Here is an 18379-nt window from a genome sequence, read left to right on the forward strand (position 1 = left end):
GGCTTACACAGACTATGCTAGTTCTCCCCGGCAGCGCCGCGCATTCAGATTTTCGCATCCGTAAACTTCTCAGAGTGATTCAGCAGGATGTCCCTGCGGTAACAGCTCTGCAGTCGCGCTTCGTCCACATAGCCGATTGTCAGGCTCCCCTGAATACTGAGCAGCAGACAGTACTTGAACAGTTGCTGGCGTATGGCGACGACGCTGGCATTGAGGAGCAGGGTGAAGCGCAGGGCCTGTATCGCCTGATCGTGCCCCGCCCGGGCACTATTTCACCATGGTCAAGCAAGGCTACCGATATTGTTCACAACTGCGGTTTGAGCGCGGTGCAACGTCTGGAGCGTGGTATTGAATGGCAGGTACAGTTCAGCAGTCCCTTGAGTGATAAGGACCTGCAGAGGCTGGACGCGCATTTGCACGACAAGATGACACAGGCCGTGCTGAATGATGTGGAGGAGGCGGCTCAGTTATTCTCCCATGCTGAACCAGCGGCTATGACCCAGGTTGATGTGCTGGGTGCCGGTCGCCCGGCGCTGGAAAGTGCAAACCGGAGTCTGGGTCTGGCACTGGCAGATGATGAAATCGATTATCTGCTGGATGCGTTCACCGGGCTTGGACGTAACCCGAATGATGTAGAGCTGATGATGTTTGCGCAGGCAAACTCGGAGCACTGTCGTCATAAAATTTTCAACGCCAGTTGGACGCTTGACGGCATTGATCAGGACTTGTCACTGTTTGCTATGATCCGCAACACACACAAAAAATCTCCCGACAATGTGCTTTCCGCGTACAAAGATAATGCGGCAGTCATGACAGGTAGTGTTGCGGGTCGCTTTTTTCCGCAGCCACATAATCATGAATATGCATACTCAAAAGAGCCCATACATATTCTAATGAAGGTGGAAACACATAATCACCCAACGGCTATTGCACCGTTTCCCGGGGCGGCTACCGGCAGTGGCGGTGAAATCAGAGATGAAGGGGCGACCGGCACAGGGGCGAAACCAAAAGCCGGCCTGTGTGGTTTCAGCGTTTCTAACCTCCGTTTGCCGGAATTACCTCAGCCATGGGAAGAGGATTTTGGCCGCCCGGCACATATCGTGTCAGCGCTGGATATCATGCTGGAAGGGCCGATCGGTGCGGCAGCCTTTAACAATGAGTTCGGCCGACCCAATCTGTGCGGCTACTTCAGAACCTATGAGGAATCTGTTCCCTCAGTGGGTGGTTACGAGGTGCGTGGTTATCACAAGCCCATCATGATTGCAGGCGGTATTGGCAATATACGCGAGAACCATGTGCAGAAGCAGTCTTTTGCTCCGGGAGCCAGACTGATTGTGCTTGGCGGCCCGGCCATGCTGATTGGCCTGGGAGGCGGCGCGGCATCATCCATGACAGCCGGATCAGGCAGTGCTGATCTGGACTTTGCGTCTGTGCAGCGGGAAAACCCGGAGATAGAGCGTCGATGCCAGGAAGTCATTGACCGTTGCTGGCAGATGGGTGATCAAAATCCGATTGCCTTTATCCATGATGTTGGTGCCGGCGGTCTGTCCAACGCATTACCGGAGCTGGTGAAAGACGGGGAGCGGGGCGGTCGATTCTCTCTGCGTGATGTACCCAATGCAGAACCTGGCATGTCGCCACTGGAAATCTGGTGTAATGAAGCGCAAGAGCGTTATGTGCTGGCTGTCATGCCGGAGAATCTGGACGTGTTCGAGGCGATTTGCAAACGTGAGCGCTGCCCGTTTGCCGTTGTTGGTGAAGCGACTGAAGAACATCATATTCAGTTGGCCGACAGCCATTTTGATAATTTGCCGATAGATCTGCCCATGTCGGTGCTGTTTGGTAAACCGCCACGTATGCACCGCGATGTGAGCAGCGCAGGCGTTAATGCAGTGAGCCTCGATACCTCGCAGATAGAGCTGACCGAGGCCTTTGAGCGAGTGCTCAGTCTGCCTGCGGTTGGCAGCAAGAGTTTCCTTATTACCATTGGTGATCGCTCTATTACCGGTATGGTCAGTCGTGATCAGATGGTTGGCCCCTGGCAGATACCTGTGGCTAATGCAGCTGTTACCACCGCGTCATTCGATACTTATGCGGGTGAGGCCATGTCCATGGGGGAGCGTACGCCGGTTGCACTGCTCGATGCTCCGGCTTCCGGCCGCATGGCAGTCGCCGAGGCTATCACCAATATCGCCAGCGCCCGTATAGCGGATATTCGCGAAATTAAATTGTCCGCTAACTGGATGGTGGCGGCGGGCCATCCCGGTGAAGATGCGCGCCTGTATGAGACTGTCAAAGCTGTTGGCATGGAGCTGTGTCCGGCGCTGGGTATTTGTATTCCGGTCGGCAAAGATTCCATGTCGATGCGTACGGTCTGGAATGATGATGATGGCGCAAAAAGCAACACAGCGCCTTTGTCATTGATCATTTCTGCATTTGCACCGGTGCTTGATGTGCGTCGAACAGTGACACCGCAACTGCGCATGGATGTCACAGACAGCCAATTGATTCTGCTGGATCTGGGGCGGGGCAAAAACCGCATGGGTGGCTCTGCACTGGCGCAAGTGTACCGCGAACTGGGTGATACCCCCGCCGATCTGGATAATGCCGAGGACCTGAAAAACTTTTTTGCGCTTATTCAACTCCTGAACTCAGAAGATCTGCTGCTGGCCTATCATGATCGTTCCGATGGTGGCCTGGCGGTGACTCTGATGGAGATGGCGTTTGCCGGGCATTGTGGTCTGGACATCCAGCTCGCGGAGTTGATGCAGTCTGACGTCGGCGTTGTGGATGTGCTGTTTAACGAAGAGCCCGGCGCTGTATTGCAGGTGGCCGGTGCCAGCCTTAACAAGGTCCTGAGCCTTATTGAAGACTATGCATTGTCTGATTGCGCGAGCGTGATAGGTCGGCCGGTGTCCGGAGATCAGATGCGCTTTCTGAATGGTGGCCGATTACTGATAGATATCAGCCGTACAGCATCCCAGCTGACCTGGGCACGCACCAGTTACGAGCTACAATCTCTGCGTGATAACCCCGACTGCGCCCGCCAGGAATATGATCGTATCAAGGACACACAGGACCCGGGCCTGTCCAGTCACCTGAGTTTTGATGTGGCGGAAGATGTCGCAGCGCCATTTATCAATACGGGTGTCAAACCGGCCGTGGCGATCCTGCGCGAGCAGGGCGTCAACGGTCAGGTGGAAATGGCGGCTGCGTTTGATCGGGCCGGATTTCGCGCAAGCGATGTGCATATGAGTGACTTGATATCAGGGCGTGTCAATCTGGAGCGCTTTGATGTGCTGGCGGCCTGTGGTGGATTTTCCTATGGAGACGTGTTGGGTGCCGGAGGGGGTTGGGCCAAGTCCATTCTCTTCAATGAGGCATTGAGAGCGCAGTTCGAAGCCTTCTTCCGTCGTGAATCAACTCTCACACTGGGTGTATGTAATGGGTGTCAGATGGTTTCGCTGCTCCATGAACTGATTCCTGGCGCAGAGAATTGGCCGCGTTTTGAACGCAACCGTTCCGAGCAGTTTGAGGCTCGGGTCAGTCTTTTAAAAATTCCCGAATCACCGTCGGCTTTTTTCGCCGGGATGCGCGGTTCAGTCATTCCGGTTGCTGTGGCTCATGGCGAAGGGCGTGCCAGTTTTATGAATTCTGAAGGTCTTTCAAGCCTCAAGGCGGCATCCGGTATTGCTGCTCAGTACGTTGATAACTATGGTGTCATAACAGAGTCATACCCGCAGAATCCCAATGGATCGCCTGCCGGGGTGGCCGGGGTATGCAGTCGTGACGGACGGGTGACGATCATGATGCCGCATCCGGAACGGGTGTTCCGGGCTGTGCAGAACTCCTGGCGTGATGCGGCGTGGAAGGAAGATGCGCCAACTATGCGCATGTTCCGCAATGCAAGAGTCTGGCTGGGATAAAACGATGTTCAAACTGACGTTCTATGTGCCCGAGTCGCATCTGGAAGACGTGAAAACAGCGGTGTTTGCTGCCGGAGGCGGCAGGATCGGAGATTACGACAGCTGTTGCTGGCAGTGTGTTGGCCAGGGACAGTTTCGTCCACTGGATGGTGCTGACCCGTTTACAGGCAAGGTGGGCGTTCTGGAATCGGTGACCGAATTTCGGGTGGAGCTGGTGTGTGATGAGGCATGTATCAAGGATGTAGTCCAGGCTCTGAAAAAAGCACATCCTTATGAAGAGCCTGCCTATGATGTGATGGCTACGCTGAATTACTGAATACATTCAACGCCAGATTGTTTCAGCTCGTCCTGAATAAGTTACAAATTGTTGCAAATGTTAAAAAGTGTGGCGTATCATGGCCCCAGTAGCGTTAAGACTACTATCAAGGGAACATGCAGGGAGCTAAAGGATTTCCGGACGTGAGTATGTCACGTCGGCCACAGGGATACGGACGCAGGATGCATGCAGGATGCAATCGGCCAGGCAAGGATGCACCGGCCATTTTCCGTTTATCCCTGCCTGCCTTGACAGATCAGCCGGATATCAGCCCGCCGGTCTGCCGAGTAGCGCACATCATACATACGTACCGGGAATTGACGAGCGCGTCTGTCTTCGAAATAAAGTTCCAGGGTTTTACGTACAACTGCAAAGGCGATCTCGTCCCAGGGGATTTCGTCTTCCGCAAATAGCTGAACCTCCAGGCTCTCTATACCCGCGCTGAAATCAAGATTTGCCAGTTCCGCCCGGAAAAACAGGTACACCTGATTGATGTTGGGCAGGTTGTAAAGCGCGTAGAGGCTGTTTTCGTCCATGCTCAGCTCAGCACCCGCTTCCTCACGTGTTTCGCGAACGGCCCCTTCCAGAGTTGTTTCACCATTTTCAAGAAAGCCGGCCGGCAGTGTCCAGAGTCCTTTACGCGGCTCGATCGCCCGTCGGCATAGCAGCACCTTGTCTTGCCAGCAGGGCAGGGTGCCAACGATATTGTTAGGGTTCTGATAATAGACCTGATCGCAGCTCAGGCAGCAATAGCGCAGTTTGTCGTCACCAGGCGGAATATGGTGTGTGATCGGTTCGGCACATTGTGGACAGAATTTCATTAATGATTGGCTTTGAATCGTTGCTGAGTAGGGATAATCAGTGTTGGGTCGGCGTATTATTACTGGTGTTTTTATTACGCGGAACGAACCTGAGGATATCAGCTTTGGGGGTATTCTGTCTTGCCTGATGGCGGGCTTTAACGGCATCAACGGGATTGTTGAGACAGAAGTTCAGCTCGGAAAAAGATTCCTGCATCATGCCGGATAATTTGAGGAAGGCTGCGGTGGGGTTGCCGGCCCTTTGCAGTTCCATATTGATTCTGAACTGCAGGCCGGCAAGTCGCCGTTTGGTCTCTGACGGAGCCGCCTCGACAATCTCGCCAGTCAATTCCTCGCGAAGTTTGTCCAGGGCAGCCGGGTCCTCGCGGTGCATGGCCAGCAAGGTGTCGAAGTCCGGCAACTGTTTTGCCATAAGCACTCAGATCCTGTTGATTTCACAATGCAACCTGAACTGCTTGGAAGTGATAAATGCCTCGACTTCCTGCAGTCGGGTGGCCGTGGTTCGCAACTTTTGCGCGCAGTCTTCGATATTTTGCTCAACGCTTGCTTCTGCAAAGGTATCGTGAGCACCAGATGGTCCTGCGGCAGCCTGACTACCTTTTTTACTGACTTTCGGTTCCTTGTCAAGCACTATCCACAGTATTACATAACCCCAGATAGTAATACCGCCCAGAATAAACAATGACAGCAGGGTAATCAGACGTACCAGAAATGTGCTGACCCCCAGGTAGTTGGCTACGCCGGCGCAGACACCAGCTACTCTGACATTGCGGCGGCTGCGATGCAGCGGGCGCCGGATATCAAATCGACCTGGCTCCCTGGTCTGATTTGCAGAGGCGACATTGTCTGTTTCCTCTGAGGCAAATGGCGACGCCTGTGCAGTGTCTTCCCTGCGTTTACCATTGATTGCATCTTTGATGCGCGCCGGACGATCTTCGTCTTCCAGCAGCCAATACAGCACAAAGTACACAATCAGCAGAACCGGAGAGACCAGGCATGCTATGCAGTATATAACCCTGACCAGAGCAGCAGGCACGTCCAGATAGTTGGCGAAACCGCCGCAAACGCCCAACAGTTTTCGATTCTGCCGGTCAAGGCGGAGCTTTGGTCGCTCATTTGGATTGCTCATGTTGCTCCCTCCAGCCTGGTACTTCGGCATCAAGAATCGACTCCAGAGTGTCGATTCGCTGATTCATGCTGTCGGCCATCTGGCTCAGCTCGCTCAGCGAGTGAGCCTGCGCCTCTGCCGGGATCTTTTTCTCCTTGCGCTGGTACAGTAGTACGACCCAGATCGTCACGAACGTACCGCCTACGGCTACCAGCGCAATGACAAATTCGAAGAATTCCATGACCGGGTCCTTTTATTGCTTGTTGAGTTTGGCTTTGATGCTTTCCAGTTCCTGATCGATCTGCTCCTGATTGGCCAGCTCTTCAAACTCATCTGCCAGTCCGCGCTGTTTGATGTTCAGGCTGTCTACCTGACCTTCCATCTGATCAATCTTTCGCTCGTAATACTCAAACTTGTTCATGGCACTGTCAATACTGACATTGTGCAGCTTCTGATTGACGTCAAGACGAGACTGGGCAGCGGAAGTCCGCATCAGTAAGGTTTTCTGGCGAGCCCGTGCATCGGTCAATTTTGCCTGCAGTTGTTCAATTTCTGAACTGAGTTTGTCCAGCGTGTCATCCAGCTTGCCCAACTCGTCTTCCAGCATGCTGATGGTTCGCTGGACAGCAGACTTTTCCACCAGAGCCGCACGCGCCAGATCTTCCCGCTCTTTGTTGAGCGCCAGTTCTGCTTTGGCCTCCCAGTCGGCTCCCTGTCGACGTAGTTGTTCAATGCGACGGTTTACGGTTTTTTTCTCCGCGATCACTTTGGCGGTGTTGCTGCGGACCTCCACCAAGGTCTCTTCCATCTCCTGGATCATCATGCGAATCATTTTTTCCGGATTCTCAGCTTTGTCCAGAATGGCGCTGATATTGGAGTTAATGATGTCGCTCAGTCTTGAGAAGATACCCATAATTCTTTACCTCAGATATTGGTTGATATGGACTCTGTGCCACGTAGAGTGCAGCAGGTTTTGTGCCAAAAATAAAAAAACAATATAAGATATTGAAATATAATATTTTTATTCTAAATTGTCATGGTGGTGCCTGATGTTTTAGTTGGTGCCGCCAGTCAACAAATGGTATTTTTCGCAACATATTAGCCGGTTATAAAAAGAGACAGGAGAGTTTCAATGTCTGATGACATTACCTTACCCAGAATGATAGGTGAATCGGCCTGTTTCCTGGAGATGCAGGAGCATGTTTCACGGGTGGCGCCGCTGAGTAAGCCGGTATTGATTGTGGGTGAGCGAGGCACCGGCAAGGAATTGATTGCGGCACGTCTGCATTATCTGTCCCGTCGCTGGCAGAACAACTTTCTCAAGATTAATTGTGCAGCCCTTTCGGAATCCTTGTTGGAAGCGCAATTGTTTGGGCATGAGAGTGGCGCGTTTACTGGTGCATCCGGGCAACGCAAGGGTTATTTCGAGCGCGCTGACGGTGGTACATTGTTTCTGGATGAGCTGGCCAATACCTCCATGATGGTGCAAGAGAAGATTCTGCGGGTTATTGAATATGGTGAGTTCGAGCGATTAGGCGGCAATCAGACCTTGCAGGTTGATGTCCGGATCGTGGCGGCCACCAATGAGGACCTGCCTGCACTGGGCCGAACTGGCAGGTTCAGGGAAGACCTGATCGACCGCCTGTCCTTTGATGTGATCACCTTGCCGCCCTTGAGGGCACGTTCCGAAGATATCCTGGTGCTGGCCGAGCACTTTGCGGTCGCGATGGTGAAAGAGCTGGAGCTGGAGTACTTCGCTGGTTTTTCCGATTCAGTGCAACAACAGCTTATCGAATACAGCTGGCCGGGCAATATACGTGAGCTCAAGAATGTGATTGAACGTGCCGTTTATCAGCATCCGGAAAAGACTGTGACATCCCTGGTCTTTAACCCGTTTGAGTCACCATTTCGGCCGTCGCTGTCTCCCGTTCGCGATCAATCTGTTGAAAGGCGGGACGAGCAAGCGGCTGTATCGACAACTGCTGAAAAAGAGAATGTTTCATCATGGACTGGTGAGCAGCTGGATTTTCGACAGCATATGCAGGACTATGAAATCGACATGCTTAAAAAGGCCATGGAACACTGCCAGTTCAATCAGCGCAAAACGGCTGAACTCCTGAGTCTGAGTTATCATCAATTGCGCGGATATTTGCGTAAATACGACCTGCTCCCGTAAGGAAATCGTTATGGAATTTCAGTTTCCTGCTATCAATTATCTGTATCTGGTTGCGTTTCTGACCGCTGCTTCACTGACTGTTTTTTCTGTCAGTCATTCCAAAAACTACGGTGGCCGCCTGTGGTTGGCGGTTATGTTCAGTTTTGCTGTCTGGACACTGGGCGAGTTGGTGGCTAATTCCGGTACTACGCTGGCCTGGCAGTTAGGTTTTCAGCGTCTGGTTTACCTGGGAGTGATCTGTGCCGTTACTGCCTGGTTACTGTTTGCGGTTCATTACGCGGGATATGATCGTTGGCTCAGTCGTCCGGTTATGGCGCTGATCATGGTTGTGCCGCTCAGTTCGCTGGTCATGACAACGACCCTGGATATGCACTCACTGTTGTATACGCGTGCTGAGCTGATAATGCGTGATGGCTATTACGTGCTGGATCTTGATTATGGCGTGGGCTTTTGGCTGCAGATTATTGCCTGTAGTTATCTGTATACGCTGGTTGGTTCTGCATTGTTGCTTTACACCAGTTTGCGCCGGCCGCGTATCTATCGGGTACAATCCGTTCTGGTGGGATTGGCGGCGCTAATGCCGGTGATTCCGAATATGCTGTATGTTGCCGGCGTGAATGTGGCCGGCGGATTTGATCCGACCTCGTTGTTTTTTGTGATCAGTGCAGTCCTGGTCACTCTGGCTACTCAGCAATATCATTTTCTGACACTGGCACCAATTGCCCGGGACCTGGTGTTCGAAAACGTCAATATTGCAGTTGTAATCGCGACCAGTGATGACAAAATCAGCGACGTCAATCCCGCTTTTGTGGATATCACCGGTGAGAGCGCCGGTCAATTGATTGGCCTGCCTCTGCTGGATGTGTTCAAGGAACGTTTTGATGGGCAGGATCTGGCCAGGGAAGCAAGTAGATGGCAGGGGCGTTTGATTTCAAGGCGCGATGGCTGTCTGTTTGACATCAGCAGTATGCCGGTAATCGGACCGCGCAGAGAAAAACTGGGATACCTGGTGCTGCTGAATGATGTGACTCTCATACAGAAAGCGCTTGATGAAATTGACAGGCTGGCCGGTGGGGAACTGCTGCGTGACAAATGGCAACGTTCGGAGCTTCAGCTGGATCTGCCTGAGATTGATAATAAGTGAAAGGCGTGCATTTGTGGCTGGTGCCCGATCCGTCTATTGCAACCACAGTGCTGGCAGAGCATGCCGAATCTGTTTTGAGTAGCGAGGAGTTAACACGTTGCCAGAGTCATCGCCTTCCTAAGGGGCAGCGCGTATTTTTGCTGACCAGAATCGTGTTGCGAGAGTTGCTGAGTCATCATTACCCTGATATCCAGCCGACTCAGTGGATTTTCAGTCGTTCAGCAAATGGAAAGCCCATCGTCGGTAATCCGAATCTGAACATCAGTTTCAATCTGTCGCACGCCGGATCCATGATTGCTCTGGCATTCGCTGAGAATGTCAGCATTGGCGTTGACATTGAACATTGTGAGCGCGAGGTTGACGTTGATGGCTTGTCTGGCCGATTTTTTTCTGAAGCGGAGCACAAGTTACTGATGAGCTTGCCCGTGCCTGCTCGCCAACAGCGATTTCTGACCTTGTGGACCATGAAAGAAGCCGTGGTTAAGGCGAGCGGGCTGGGGCTCGCAAAAGCACTAAGGGACTACGAGTTCATCATTGACGAGGCTACCGGCCATTTAGATTTTCGGCAGTCACACGGACGGATTTCAGAACAGGGCGGACCACGCTGGGAGGTTTGCGCAGCAATGTCGGGAGATTATCATGTGGCGCTGGCAATGAGCCCCACTGATGACACAAGTCTGCATTCAGATTTGACAGTCAGGTGGTTCAGATGGCCAGACCGCATTGATTGCCGCGAAGTCGATATGTTCTATACTGCAAAACTCAGTGATTGATTGCTCTATCCATCGCTTTCATGGTCAGGTTCGGCAGCAGGCTGTCGCCACATTCGCGCGGTTTTGATCAGATTGTCCTTCACCTGGACGATTTCTGCGAAATACTCACCCATCTGCAACCCAACAGGGGAGTCCGGAATGGACTCAAGATTCTCCACTATCAAGCCATTCAGGGTTTTTGCAGTATCTGAATCCAGCTCCCAGTCCAGCGCACGGTTGATTTCGCGCAGCGTTGCTGTGCCGTCAATAAGGTAGGTGCCGTCGGCTTGAGGATGCACATCCAGACTGCTGTCCGCGATATCAGTTGTGAATTCGCCGACAATTTCTTCCAGAATATCTTCCAGCGTAATAATGCCCTTTATGTCGCCATACTCATCGACCACAAAGGCCAGACGCTTGCGATTGCTTTGAAAATTAAACAATTGTGTGTGAAGCGGCGTGCTTTCAGGAATAAAGTAAGGTGGATCCAGCTCGCGGGTAATATCTTCTCGGTTTATATCGCTGCTTTGCACGAGCTTGCCCACGCTGCGCATATGCAAGACTCCAACGACGTGGTCGATGTCTTTCTTGTAAACAGGCAGGCGAGTGTGTTGCGTATTGCCTATTTGAGTCAGAATATCATTGACGTCATCTTCCAGATCGATACCGGTTATCTCGCTTCTGGGTACCAGAATGTCGTTCACCGTCACTTTCTCCAGATCCAGTACATTCAGCAACATGCCCTGACCCTGAGCCGGAATCATCTGCGCGGATTCATGAACAACCGTGCGCAGCTCTTCCGGGCTTAGCTGATGGTCATTGCCCGCCACGGAGTTGATGCCAAAAGCGCGAATCAGCAGGTGTGAGACACGGTTAGCCATCCATACCAGTGGATAGAGTACTTTAAGAAGAACCACCAGGAGCAGGCTGGACGGATAGGCGATACGTTCGGGATGCAAGGCCGCAATGGTCTTGGGGGTGATTTCAGCAAAAATGAGAATGACCAGAGTCAGTACCACTGTCGTCAGGACAGTTTCCGGGTTTCCAAACACCTGAATGGCAATAGAGGTGGCAATGGATGCCGACAGCAGATTAACAAAGTTATTGCCGATCAGTATGACACCCAGCAGTTTGTCCGGTGCCTCAAGCAGTCGGCTGACGCGCATGGCGCCGTGGTGCTTTTGTCTGACCAGATGTTTCAGCCGGTAGCGGTTGAGCGACATCATGCTGGTTTCAGAGCTGGAAAAATAAGCGGAGGCAAACACAAGAAAAATCAGTAAGCCGGTAAGGAAGGGAACCGTCGAGTCTGCGTCCATCAGGACGTTAACCTCCTAGTAAATATTCGATGACAAATTTTGAGCCGTAAAAACCCAGCAGCAACAGCAGAAAACCGCCCAGCGTGCCGCGGATGGCTGTATTGCCACGCCAGCCGAGTTGATGGCGGCCCCATAGCAGGATCGCAAAGACTACCCACGCCAGGATGGAGAACACTATTTTGTGTGCCAGCCCCCGGGTTGCCAGGTCGTCAACGAATACAAAGCCCGCCAGAATGGCGCCGCTCAGCAGAATCTGCGCGACCCACAGTAGTTCAAAAAGCAGTTTCTCCATGTCCTGCAGCGGAGGAAAACGGTGTATGACAGCGCTGGCGTGTTTGTGACGCAGCTGGTAATTCTGAAAAGCCAGGAAGGCCGCCTGAACCGAAGCAAGGGCAAAGAGGCTGTAGGCAAGAATTGATAATATGACATGCGCAGCAAGTCCGCCGCTTAACTGTTGGGGCGGATAGTTGCTGCTTATGAACATGGACAGCAGTAGAGTCACTATCGCAACCGGAAAGACGCCCATCACCAGGATGGCCAGCGACTTTCGTGTATTGGTGATAATTGCCAGCAGGGCAATCACTGCCAGAATAAGGGTGCTGATTTCGATAATGCCAAAGTGATAGCTGCTATCCCGTGCTACCAGAGTCCAGGCGCTCAGAAGATGTAACAGCGCTGCTCCGATGCCTGTCATGGTGACAATCGGGCCGGCCTTGATGCGGGCAGACCGATCCCTGATGGCGCGACCATGCAGGTTCAGGCTTACCAGGTAGAGAAAAATGGCCACGATGCCTGACAGTGTCGTGATTGGCATAGCTGGGGTCGATATCCTTTATCGATGGTGATTCGTGAAGACTGCAAAGTGTCGCACAACTGCCTGATGCGTTGAAGTGTTTTCTGCCTTTGCCATAATGGGCGCCCCGCCAGCTATTGTAGGTGGCGCGCATCGGGGGGATAATAGCAGCCTTTGTTTGGCAGTACCCCTTCAGAGGTCGATAGTCTATGTTTGACAACTTAACCGAACGGCTCTCCGGCGCACTTCGAAAAATCAGCGGCAAGGCCACTCTTACAGAAAACAATATAGAGGAAGCCCTGCGCGAGGTTCGTCGTGCTTTGCTGGAAGCTGATGTTGCGCTGCCGGTAGTCAAGGACTTCATTGACCGGGTGAAAATGCGGGCTGTCGGAACTGAAGTCTCACAAAGCCTGAGTCCCGGCCAGGCATTTATCAAGATTGTTCAGGCTGAACTTGAAGCGGTCATGGGGAGCGCCAATGAGCAGCTCAACCTGAACGCTCAGCCGCCTGCAGTTGTTTTGATGGCCGGTCTGCAGGGTGCTGGTAAAACAACCACGGTTGCCAAGCTGGCCCGCCTGCTGAAAACCGCGCAAAAGAAGTCTGTCATGGTAGTCAGCGCCGACGTCTACAGACCGGCCGCAATTGCCCAGCTTGAAACGCTTGCAAAAGAGGTTGATGTCCGGTTTTTCCCCTCTGATATCAGTCAGAAGCCACGCGATATTGCCCTTGCCGCCGTAAAAGAGGCCAAAAAAGCCTTTATTGATGTCCTGCTGGTGGATACGGCGGGTCGTCTGAGTATCGACGCCGATATGATGGCGGAAATCAGCGATCTGCATAAAACACTGAACCCTGTTGAAACCCTGTTTGTGGTTGACGCCATGACAGGTCAGGACGCCGCCAATACGGCGCGTGCATTTAACGATGCGCTGCCGCTGACAGGTGTTGTGCTGACCAAGGCTGATGGTGATGCGCGCGGCGGTGCGGCACTGTCAGTCAGGCAGATTACCGGTAAACCGATCAAGTTTATCGGTATGGGTGAAAAGATTGATGCGCTGGAGCCGTTTTACCCGGATCGTATTGCGTCCCGAATTCTTGGCATGGGGGACATTCTGTCCCTGATCGAAGAAGCTGAAAAGAAGGTCGACAGAAGTAAGGCTGAGCGACTGGCGGGCAAGTTTCAGAAGGGCAAGGCTTTTGACCTTGAAGATTTCCGCGAACAACTGCAGCAGATGCAGAATATGGGCGGTATGGCCAGTATTCTCGATAAGATGCCCGGTATGGGCATGTTGCCACCCGGCGCGGCCGCCAAGGTGGATGATAGCCAGTTTCGTCGTATGGAAGCCATCATCAATTCCATGACCCCGAAAGAGCGGCGCAATCCCGATAACCTGAACGGATCGCGCAAGCGCAGAATATGCCTGGGGTCGGGTACCCAGATTCAGGATCTGAACCGCTTGCTGAAACAGCACAAGCAGATGCAGAAAATGATGAAGAAAATGAAGGGCGGCGCGCTGGCCAATATGATGCGTGGTATGGGTGGTATGCGCGGTCCGGGTGGTTTTCCTGGCGCAGGTGGGCCGCCAAGATTCTAAGGTTTGCTGAGGACTCGCAAGAGGAAAAAAACCTAAAGATTTCTTCCCTCTTGCGTCCATTTCGCTTAGAATACCGCACTTTTTCCGGGACTGCGTCCTGGAATACTCGGTTTTCGTACGAAGCTAACACTAGGAATGTAGTTTATGGTCACTATTCGTCTTGCACGCGGCGGCGCCAAGAAAAAGCCTTTTTATCACATCACGGTTACCGATTCGCGTAATTCTCGCGATGGCCGTTTTATCGAGCGTGTGGGTTTCTTTAACCCGGTTGCGCGCGGTAACGATGAGCGTCTGCGCATCGATCTGGATCGTGTTAATTACTGGGCAGGTCAGGGTGCACAGCCAAGCGAGCGCGTTGCCGAGCTGATCAAGCAGGCAAGTAAGGCAGCGACAACCGAAGCCTGATTGTCTGTTGGTGGCATCTCCGGATATGTCTGACAGTCGAGTCTGCCTGGGGCGCGTTGGCGCTCCTTATGGCATCAAGGGCTGGGTGAAATTGATTTCTTTTACCGAGCCGCGTGAGAATCTGTTGGATTATCGGCATCTTCAGGTGATGCTGCAGGGGCGCGAGCAGATGCTGGAGCTTGACGCCGCAAAGCCGCATGGCAAGGGGTTGATAGGTCATTTTGTGACCTACGATACACCTGAGGCGGTGCGAGAGTTGACCAATCTGGAACTCTACGTCGATTCGACTGAGTTGCCGGTTCTGGGTGAGAGCGACTATTACTGGCACCAGTTAGTTGGCTTGAAGGTATATACGGTGCAGGGTGAGTTGCTCGGCCGAATCAGCAAGATGCTGGAAACCGGTGCAAATGATGTCATGGTGGTAGACCCGGATACGGGTAGCGTTGATAAGAATCAGCGATTGATCCCGTGGCTGCCAGAGCGTGTTGTCACCGGGGTTGATCTGACAGCAGGTACTATCGAGGTAGATTGGGACGTTGATTACCTGATTTGACCCATACAGACGAGTGTCAGGCATGCAGGTCGGTATTGTCAGCTTGTTCCCGGAAATGTTCGCGGCAATTCGCGATCATGGCATCACCGGCAGGGCCTGTCGTAATGGTTTGCTGGATTTAAAGTGCTGGAATCCACGTGATTTCACCACCGACAGGCACCGAACGGTCGATGACAAGCCTTTTGGCGGGGCTGCCGGCATGTTGATGAAGACCGAGCCGCTGTGTGCGGCCATTGGTGCGGCGCGTGAGGCGCAGTCTGCTATGCCGACAGTGATTTACCTGTCGCCACAGGGGCGTCGTCTCGATCAGTCCGGTGTTATCGAGCTGGCAGAGCGTACCAATCTGGTTTTGGTTTGTGGTCGCTATCAGGGTATTGATGAGCGGGTGCTGCAGACAGAGATAGATGAAGAGTGGTCAGTTGGCGACTACGTTTTAAGTGGCGGTGAGTTGCCGGCGATGGTCATGCTGGATGCTGTCATAAGGTATTTGCCGGGGGCTTTGGGCAATGAAGATTCTGCAGGGCAGGATTCATTTGCACCAGTCGGTGAAGGGCAGTCATTGCTGGATTGCCCGCGTTATACGCGACCACAGACGTTTGCCGGTATGTCGGTGCCCGAGGTATTGACCAGTGGCAACCATGAACAGATCCGGCGCTGGCAGTTAAAGCAGCAACTCGGTAAAACCTGGCTTAAACGGCCGGATTTGATTGAACAGCAGACATTGTCTGATGAGCAGCAGACATTATTGAGAGAATTTATCAGTGAATATGGCGCCTGACTGCCGAGAGGGCAGGAGACGTCAATAATGGGAGTACGGCGATGAGCAACAGCAAATACATTGAAATGATCGAAAAAGAGCAGATGAACAAGGAAATCCCGGCATTCAGCCCGGGTGATACCGTTGTTGTTCAGGTAAAAATCAAGGAAGGCGACCGTGAGCGTCTGCAGGCTTTTGAAGGTGTGGTGATCGGTATTCGTAACCGCGGCCTGAACTCTGCTTTCACTGTCCGTAAAATCTCTCACGGCGTAGGTGTTGAGCGTACTTTCCAGACTTACAGCCCACTGGTTGACAGCATCGCCGTCAAGCGTCGTGGCGATGTGCGTCAGGCCAAACTCTACTACTTGCGTGACCTGTCTGGTCGTGCTGCGCGTATCGCCGAAAAGCTGGACAAGAAAGTCAGCTGATCGAGACGACTACCGGCTTGTTGAGCCGGCAAAGAAAAAGGGGCTTAATTGCCCCTTTTTTTTAGTTACGCTTTGGGTGCGTCGTGAACTACATGGTAAAGTCAGTGACCTGAAAGCCTCTGTCTCTGTATGTGGAGAAACAGCATGAATAGAATTAAGTCAGCAGCCCGTACGCTCGCCCTGGTCAGCGGTATGGTTGTTTCAACAGCACTAATGCCGGGCGCAGTCTCGGCTGCTGAAGAGCCGGACTGGATGGTCGATATCCGCACGGCGCTCAATACCAGTCTGGGCGCGGTCAGTCAGGGCCAGCTCAGGGTGGAGACAGTCAACGAGACGCCCATGTCTGGTATTTATCAGGTCATCATGAGTTCCGGAGAGATTCTGCATACGGATCGAAGCGGACAGTTTCTGCTTTCCGGTGAATTATATATGACGCGGCCGGAAGGTCTGGTGAACCTGACAGCAGAAACCCGCAAGGGTCAGACTGCAGATCTTATAGCAGGTTTGCCGGAAGACCAGATGATCATTTTTGCGGCGGAGAATCCGAGAGCGCAGATCACAGTATTTACCGATGTGGATTGTGGATATTGTCGTCGACTGCATGGTGATATGGCTGCCATCAATGAGCGCGGCATTACTGTCCGTTATGTGGCCTATCCAAGGGGCGGCATGCAGTCCGAAGCCTATCCTAAAATGGTGTCGGTGTGGTGTGCAGAGGACCGTAAACAGGCCCTTAATCAGGCCAAGAACGGTCAAAACCTGCCTTCGCGGGATTGCACTAACCCGGTGCTGAATCATCACGCTTTGGGTAATCGCATTGGCATTACCGGTACGCCGGCTATTCTGCTGCAAGATGGCACGCTGGTTCCAGGCTATATGGAAGTGGACCGGCTCAGCGCACTGGTGTTGGGCCAGTAATTATTGAATTTAAGTGAGGAAATTGTGAGTCAGGACAGCGAGAAACAAGGCCTGCGGATTGGTATTTGTGGTCACGGTACAGTGGGCGGCGGGACGTTCAATCTGTTACGCAGCAAGGCATCCGAGATTAAACGTCGAGTGGGGATGGATCTGGAAGTGGTGCACGTGGCAACTCGTCGCCCGTCTGCCGAGCTGAAAGCCAGTGGTGTGCATTACAGCACTGATGTTTTTGAAGTGGCAAGGAATCCGGAAGTCGATCTGGTTGTAGAACTGATTGGCGGATTTGAGCCAGCCCTGGAACTGGTGTTGTATGCTATTGAGAACGGCAAACACGTAGTGACGGCCAACAAGGCCTTGATTGCTGTGCACGGCAACACCATTTTCGAGGCCGCCCGAAAGAAAGGCGTAGTGGTCGCCTATGAAAGTGCCGTGGCCGGCGGAATACCAATCATCAAAGCCTTACGCGAAGGTCTGGCGGCCAACTCAATACAGTGGCTGGCTGGCATAATTAACGGCACCAGCAACTTTATCCTGACAGAAATGGGTGAGCGTAAACGCGACTTTCCCGAGGTTCTTAAAGAGGCGCAAGAACTGGGTTACGCCGAGGCCGATCCAACCTTTGATGTTGAAGGCATCGATGCGGCTCACAAACTGACCATTCTAGCCGCCAACGCTTTTGGCATTGCACTGGAGTTTGACCGAGTTTACACCGAGGGCATCAGTCACATTACCACTGCTGATATCAGCTATGCAGAAGAATTGGGTTATCGCATCAAGCACCTGGGTATTACCCGTGTGACAGATGCCGGCGTTGAATTACGCGTGCACCCGACATTGATTTCAGAAAATACCCTGATTGCAAATGTGCATGGCGTTATGAACGCGGTGGTTGTAAAAGGTGATTCTGCTGGTAGTACCTTGTACTACGGTGCTGGTGCCGGAGCAGAAGCGACAGCCTCCTCGGTGGTGGCGGATATTATTGATATCGCCCGTACCTGGCGCGAGTCCCGAACTCAGGCCACGATACCCCCACTGGCCTTTAACAAATTGCGCAACGATCTGCGTATTCTGGATATCAGTGAGATTGAATCCGAGTACTATCTGAGGATCCCGGCGCGAGACAAAGTCGGTGTCATGGCTAAAATATCGCAGGTGCTGACCAATTATGGGATCAATATAGAAGCGGTTATCCAGAAAGAGCCGCACGGTGACGATGCTGAAAGAGGTATTGTGCCAGTTGTTATCCTGACCAGTCGTACCAGTGAAAACACCATGGATGTTGCGATTGGCGTCATAGAAGGCCTGGATGAAGTCGGCGGATCGATTATGCGTATCCGGGTGGAGCAGTTTGACGGCGAGGATAATTGAGGTCGG

General features: G+C 52.7%; 19 protein-coding genes. 12 read left to right on the forward strand and 7 right to left on the reverse strand.

The features are described 5' to 3' along the window. The first annotated feature begins 14 nt into the window (after nt 1-14). Both purL and PS2015_RS06105 read left to right on the forward strand, forming a co-directional pair. The gene (purL, locus tag PS2015_RS06100; protein WP_058021384.1) at nt 15-3926 is read left to right on the forward strand and encodes a phosphoribosylformylglycinamidine synthase; all 3912 of its coding nucleotides are present in this window, start codon (nt 15-17) and stop codon (nt 3924-3926) included. A 4-nt stretch (nt 3927-3930) separates the two neighbouring features. Beyond that, on the forward strand, nt 3931-4242 hold the full coding sequence (locus PS2015_RS06105) for a YqfO family protein (RefSeq protein WP_058023176.1): 312 nt from the start codon (nt 3931-3933) through the stop codon (nt 4240-4242). Nucleotides 4243-4475: 233 nt separating this feature from the next. Here the strand turns inward: PS2015_RS06105 and PS2015_RS06110 are convergent, their stop codons facing one another. From PS2015_RS06110 to pspA, 5 genes are read right to left on the reverse strand one after another with little or no spacing between them, the layout of a single operon-like run. Beyond that, entirely contained in the window at nt 4476-5063 is a 588-nt protein-coding gene (locus PS2015_RS06110) for an NUDIX hydrolase (protein ID WP_058021385.1), read from the reverse strand. A 37-nt stretch (nt 5064-5100) separates the two neighbouring features. Beyond that, the gene (locus tag PS2015_RS06115) at nt 5101-5475 is read right to left on the reverse strand and encodes a DUF3135 domain-containing protein (protein WP_058021386.1); all 375 of its coding nucleotides are present in this window, start codon (nt 5473-5475) and stop codon (nt 5101-5103) included. A 6-nt stretch (nt 5476-5481) separates the two neighbouring features. Further along, nucleotides 5482-6192 (reverse strand): PspC domain-containing protein, encoded by a 711-nt coding sequence (locus tag PS2015_RS06120; RefSeq protein WP_058021387.1) that lies wholly within the window; start codon nt 6190-6192, stop codon nt 5482-5484. Further along, the gene (pspB, locus tag PS2015_RS06125) at nt 6176-6412 is read right to left on the reverse strand and encodes an envelope stress response membrane protein PspB (protein WP_058021388.1); all 237 of its coding nucleotides are present in this window, start codon (nt 6410-6412) and stop codon (nt 6176-6178) included. The genes PS2015_RS06120 and pspB overlap by 17 nt, the downstream gene beginning before the upstream one ends. A 12-nt stretch (nt 6413-6424) precedes the next feature. Further along, nucleotides 6425-7084: a phage shock protein PspA gene (gene pspA / locus PS2015_RS06130; protein ID WP_058021389.1), complete on the reverse strand. Its 660-nt coding sequence runs from the start codon at nt 7082-7084 to the stop codon at nt 6425-6427. A gap of 219 nt (nt 7085-7303) precedes the next feature. On the opposite strand from pspA, the gene pspF reads away from it, so the two are divergent. Genes pspF through PS2015_RS06145 form a run of 3 tightly spaced genes read left to right on the forward strand, consistent with a single transcriptional unit; the run spans nt 7304 to nt 10264 of the window. Next, a complete protein-coding gene (gene pspF, locus PS2015_RS06135; protein ID WP_058021390.1) occupies nt 7304-8347 on the forward strand; it encodes a phage shock protein operon transcriptional activator in 1044 nt (347 codons plus the stop codon). 10 nt (nt 8348-8357) lie between these two features. Beyond that, on the forward strand, nt 8358-9491 hold the full coding sequence (locus PS2015_RS06140) for a histidine kinase N-terminal 7TM domain-containing protein (protein WP_058021391.1): 1134 nt from the start codon (nt 8358-8360) through the stop codon (nt 9489-9491). After that, nucleotides 9488-10264 carry a 4'-phosphopantetheinyl transferase family protein gene (locus PS2015_RS06145; RefSeq protein ID WP_058021392.1) on the forward strand — a complete coding sequence of 259 codons (777 nt, stop codon included), beginning with the start codon at nt 9488-9490 and terminating at the stop codon, nt 10262-10264. Before PS2015_RS06140 ends, PS2015_RS06145 begins: the two co-directional genes overlap by 4 nt. Nucleotides 10265-10269: 5 nt before the next feature. Here PS2015_RS06145 and PS2015_RS06150 read toward each other — a convergent pair whose 3' ends face one another. Both PS2015_RS06150 and PS2015_RS06155 read right to left on the reverse strand, forming a co-directional pair. Beyond that, nucleotides 10270-11559 (reverse strand): HlyC/CorC family transporter, encoded by a 1290-nt coding sequence (locus tag PS2015_RS06150; protein WP_058021393.1) that lies wholly within the window; start codon nt 11557-11559, stop codon nt 10270-10272. Nucleotides 11560-11566: 7 nt separating this feature from the next. Next, nucleotides 11567-12373: a cytochrome C assembly family protein gene (locus tag PS2015_RS06155; protein WP_058021394.1), complete on the reverse strand. Its 807-nt coding sequence runs from the start codon at nt 12371-12373 to the stop codon at nt 11567-11569. A gap of 188 nt (nt 12374-12561) precedes the next feature. On the opposite strand from PS2015_RS06155, the gene ffh reads away from it, so the two are divergent. The 7 genes from ffh (at nt 12562) to PS2015_RS06190 (ending at nt 18373) form a co-directional block, all read left to right on the forward strand. Then, complete coding sequence (gene ffh, locus PS2015_RS06160; RefSeq protein ID WP_058021395.1) at nt 12562-13944, forward strand: signal recognition particle protein; 1383 nt, start codon at nt 12562-12564, stop codon at nt 13942-13944. 144 nt (nt 13945-14088) lie between these two features. After that, a complete protein-coding gene (gene rpsP / locus PS2015_RS06165) occupies nt 14089-14349 on the forward strand; it encodes a 30S ribosomal protein S16 (protein ID WP_058021396.1) in 261 nt (86 codons plus the stop codon). A 25-nt stretch (nt 14350-14374) separates the two neighbouring features. Further along, nucleotides 14375-14902, forward strand: coding sequence for a ribosome maturation factor RimM (gene rimM / locus PS2015_RS06170; protein ID WP_058021397.1), 528 nt, complete (start codon nt 14375-14377; stop codon nt 14900-14902). Nucleotides 14903-14924: 22 nt separating this feature from the next. Then, a complete protein-coding gene (trmD, locus tag PS2015_RS06175; protein ID WP_058021398.1) occupies nt 14925-15680 on the forward strand; it encodes a tRNA (guanosine(37)-N1)-methyltransferase TrmD in 756 nt (251 codons plus the stop codon). 41 nt (nt 15681-15721) lie between these two features. Continuing rightward, a complete protein-coding gene (rplS, locus tag PS2015_RS06180; RefSeq protein WP_058021399.1) occupies nt 15722-16087 on the forward strand; it encodes a 50S ribosomal protein L19 in 366 nt (121 codons plus the stop codon). Nucleotides 16088-16231: 144 nt separating this feature from the next. Next, entirely contained in the window at nt 16232-17005 is a 774-nt protein-coding gene (locus tag PS2015_RS06185; protein WP_058021400.1) for a DsbC family protein, read from the forward strand. Between the two features lie 51 nt (nt 17006-17056). After that, nucleotides 17057-18373, forward strand: coding sequence for a homoserine dehydrogenase (locus PS2015_RS06190; protein WP_156412780.1), 1317 nt, complete (start codon nt 17057-17059; stop codon nt 18371-18373). Nucleotides 18374-18379: the final 6 nt, after the last annotated feature.

Source organism: Pseudohongiella spirulinae (assembly GCF_001444425.1).
GTDB classification, from domain to species: Bacteria; Pseudomonadota; Gammaproteobacteria; order Pseudomonadales; family Pseudohongiellaceae; genus Pseudohongiella; species Pseudohongiella spirulinae.

What these genes read in the sequence shown, in the direction of transcription:
- purL (WP_058021384.1), top strand. Translation starts at nt 15, where the DNA reads ATGCTAGTTCTCCCCGGCAGCGCCGCGCATTCAGATTTTCGCATCCGT.
- PS2015_RS06105 (WP_058023176.1), top strand. Translation starts at nt 3,931, where the DNA reads ATGTTCAAACTGACGTTCTATGTGCCCGAGTCGCATCTGGAAGACGTG.
- PS2015_RS06110 (WP_058021385.1), bottom strand. Translation starts at nt 5,063, where the DNA reads ATGAAATTCTGTCCACAATGTGCCGAACCGATCACACACCATATTCCG.
- PS2015_RS06115 (WP_058021386.1), bottom strand. Translation starts at nt 5,475, where the DNA reads ATGGCAAAACAGTTGCCGGACTTCGACACCTTGCTGGCCATGCACCGC.
- PS2015_RS06120 (WP_058021387.1), bottom strand. Translation starts at nt 6,192, where the DNA reads ATGAGCAATCCAAATGAGCGACCAAAGCTCCGCCTTGACCGGCAGAAT.
- pspB (WP_058021388.1), bottom strand. Translation starts at nt 6,412, where the DNA reads ATGGAATTCTTCGAATTTGTCATTGCGCTGGTAGCCGTAGGCGGTACG.
- pspA (WP_058021389.1), bottom strand. Translation starts at nt 7,084, where the DNA reads ATGGGTATCTTCTCAAGACTGAGCGACATCATTAACTCCAATATCAGC.
- pspF (WP_058021390.1), top strand. Translation starts at nt 7,304, where the DNA reads ATGTCTGATGACATTACCTTACCCAGAATGATAGGTGAATCGGCCTGT.
- PS2015_RS06140 (WP_058021391.1), top strand. Translation starts at nt 8,358, where the DNA reads ATGGAATTTCAGTTTCCTGCTATCAATTATCTGTATCTGGTTGCGTTT.
- PS2015_RS06150 (WP_058021393.1), bottom strand. Translation starts at nt 11,559, where the DNA reads ATGGACGCAGACTCGACGGTTCCCTTCCTTACCGGCTTACTGATTTTT.
- PS2015_RS06155 (WP_058021394.1), bottom strand. Translation starts at nt 12,373, where the DNA reads ATGCCAATCACGACACTGTCAGGCATCGTGGCCATTTTTCTCTACCTG.
- ffh (WP_058021395.1), top strand. Translation starts at nt 12,562, where the DNA reads ATGTTTGACAACTTAACCGAACGGCTCTCCGGCGCACTTCGAAAAATC.
- rpsP (WP_058021396.1), top strand. Translation starts at nt 14,089, where the DNA reads ATGGTCACTATTCGTCTTGCACGCGGCGGCGCCAAGAAAAAGCCTTTT.
- rimM (WP_058021397.1), top strand. Translation starts at nt 14,375, where the DNA reads ATGTCTGACAGTCGAGTCTGCCTGGGGCGCGTTGGCGCTCCTTATGGC.
- trmD (WP_058021398.1), top strand. Translation starts at nt 14,925, where the DNA reads ATGCAGGTCGGTATTGTCAGCTTGTTCCCGGAAATGTTCGCGGCAATT.
- rplS (WP_058021399.1), top strand. Translation starts at nt 15,722, where the DNA reads ATGAGCAACAGCAAATACATTGAAATGATCGAAAAAGAGCAGATGAAC.
- PS2015_RS06185 (WP_058021400.1), top strand. Translation starts at nt 16,232, where the DNA reads ATGAATAGAATTAAGTCAGCAGCCCGTACGCTCGCCCTGGTCAGCGGT.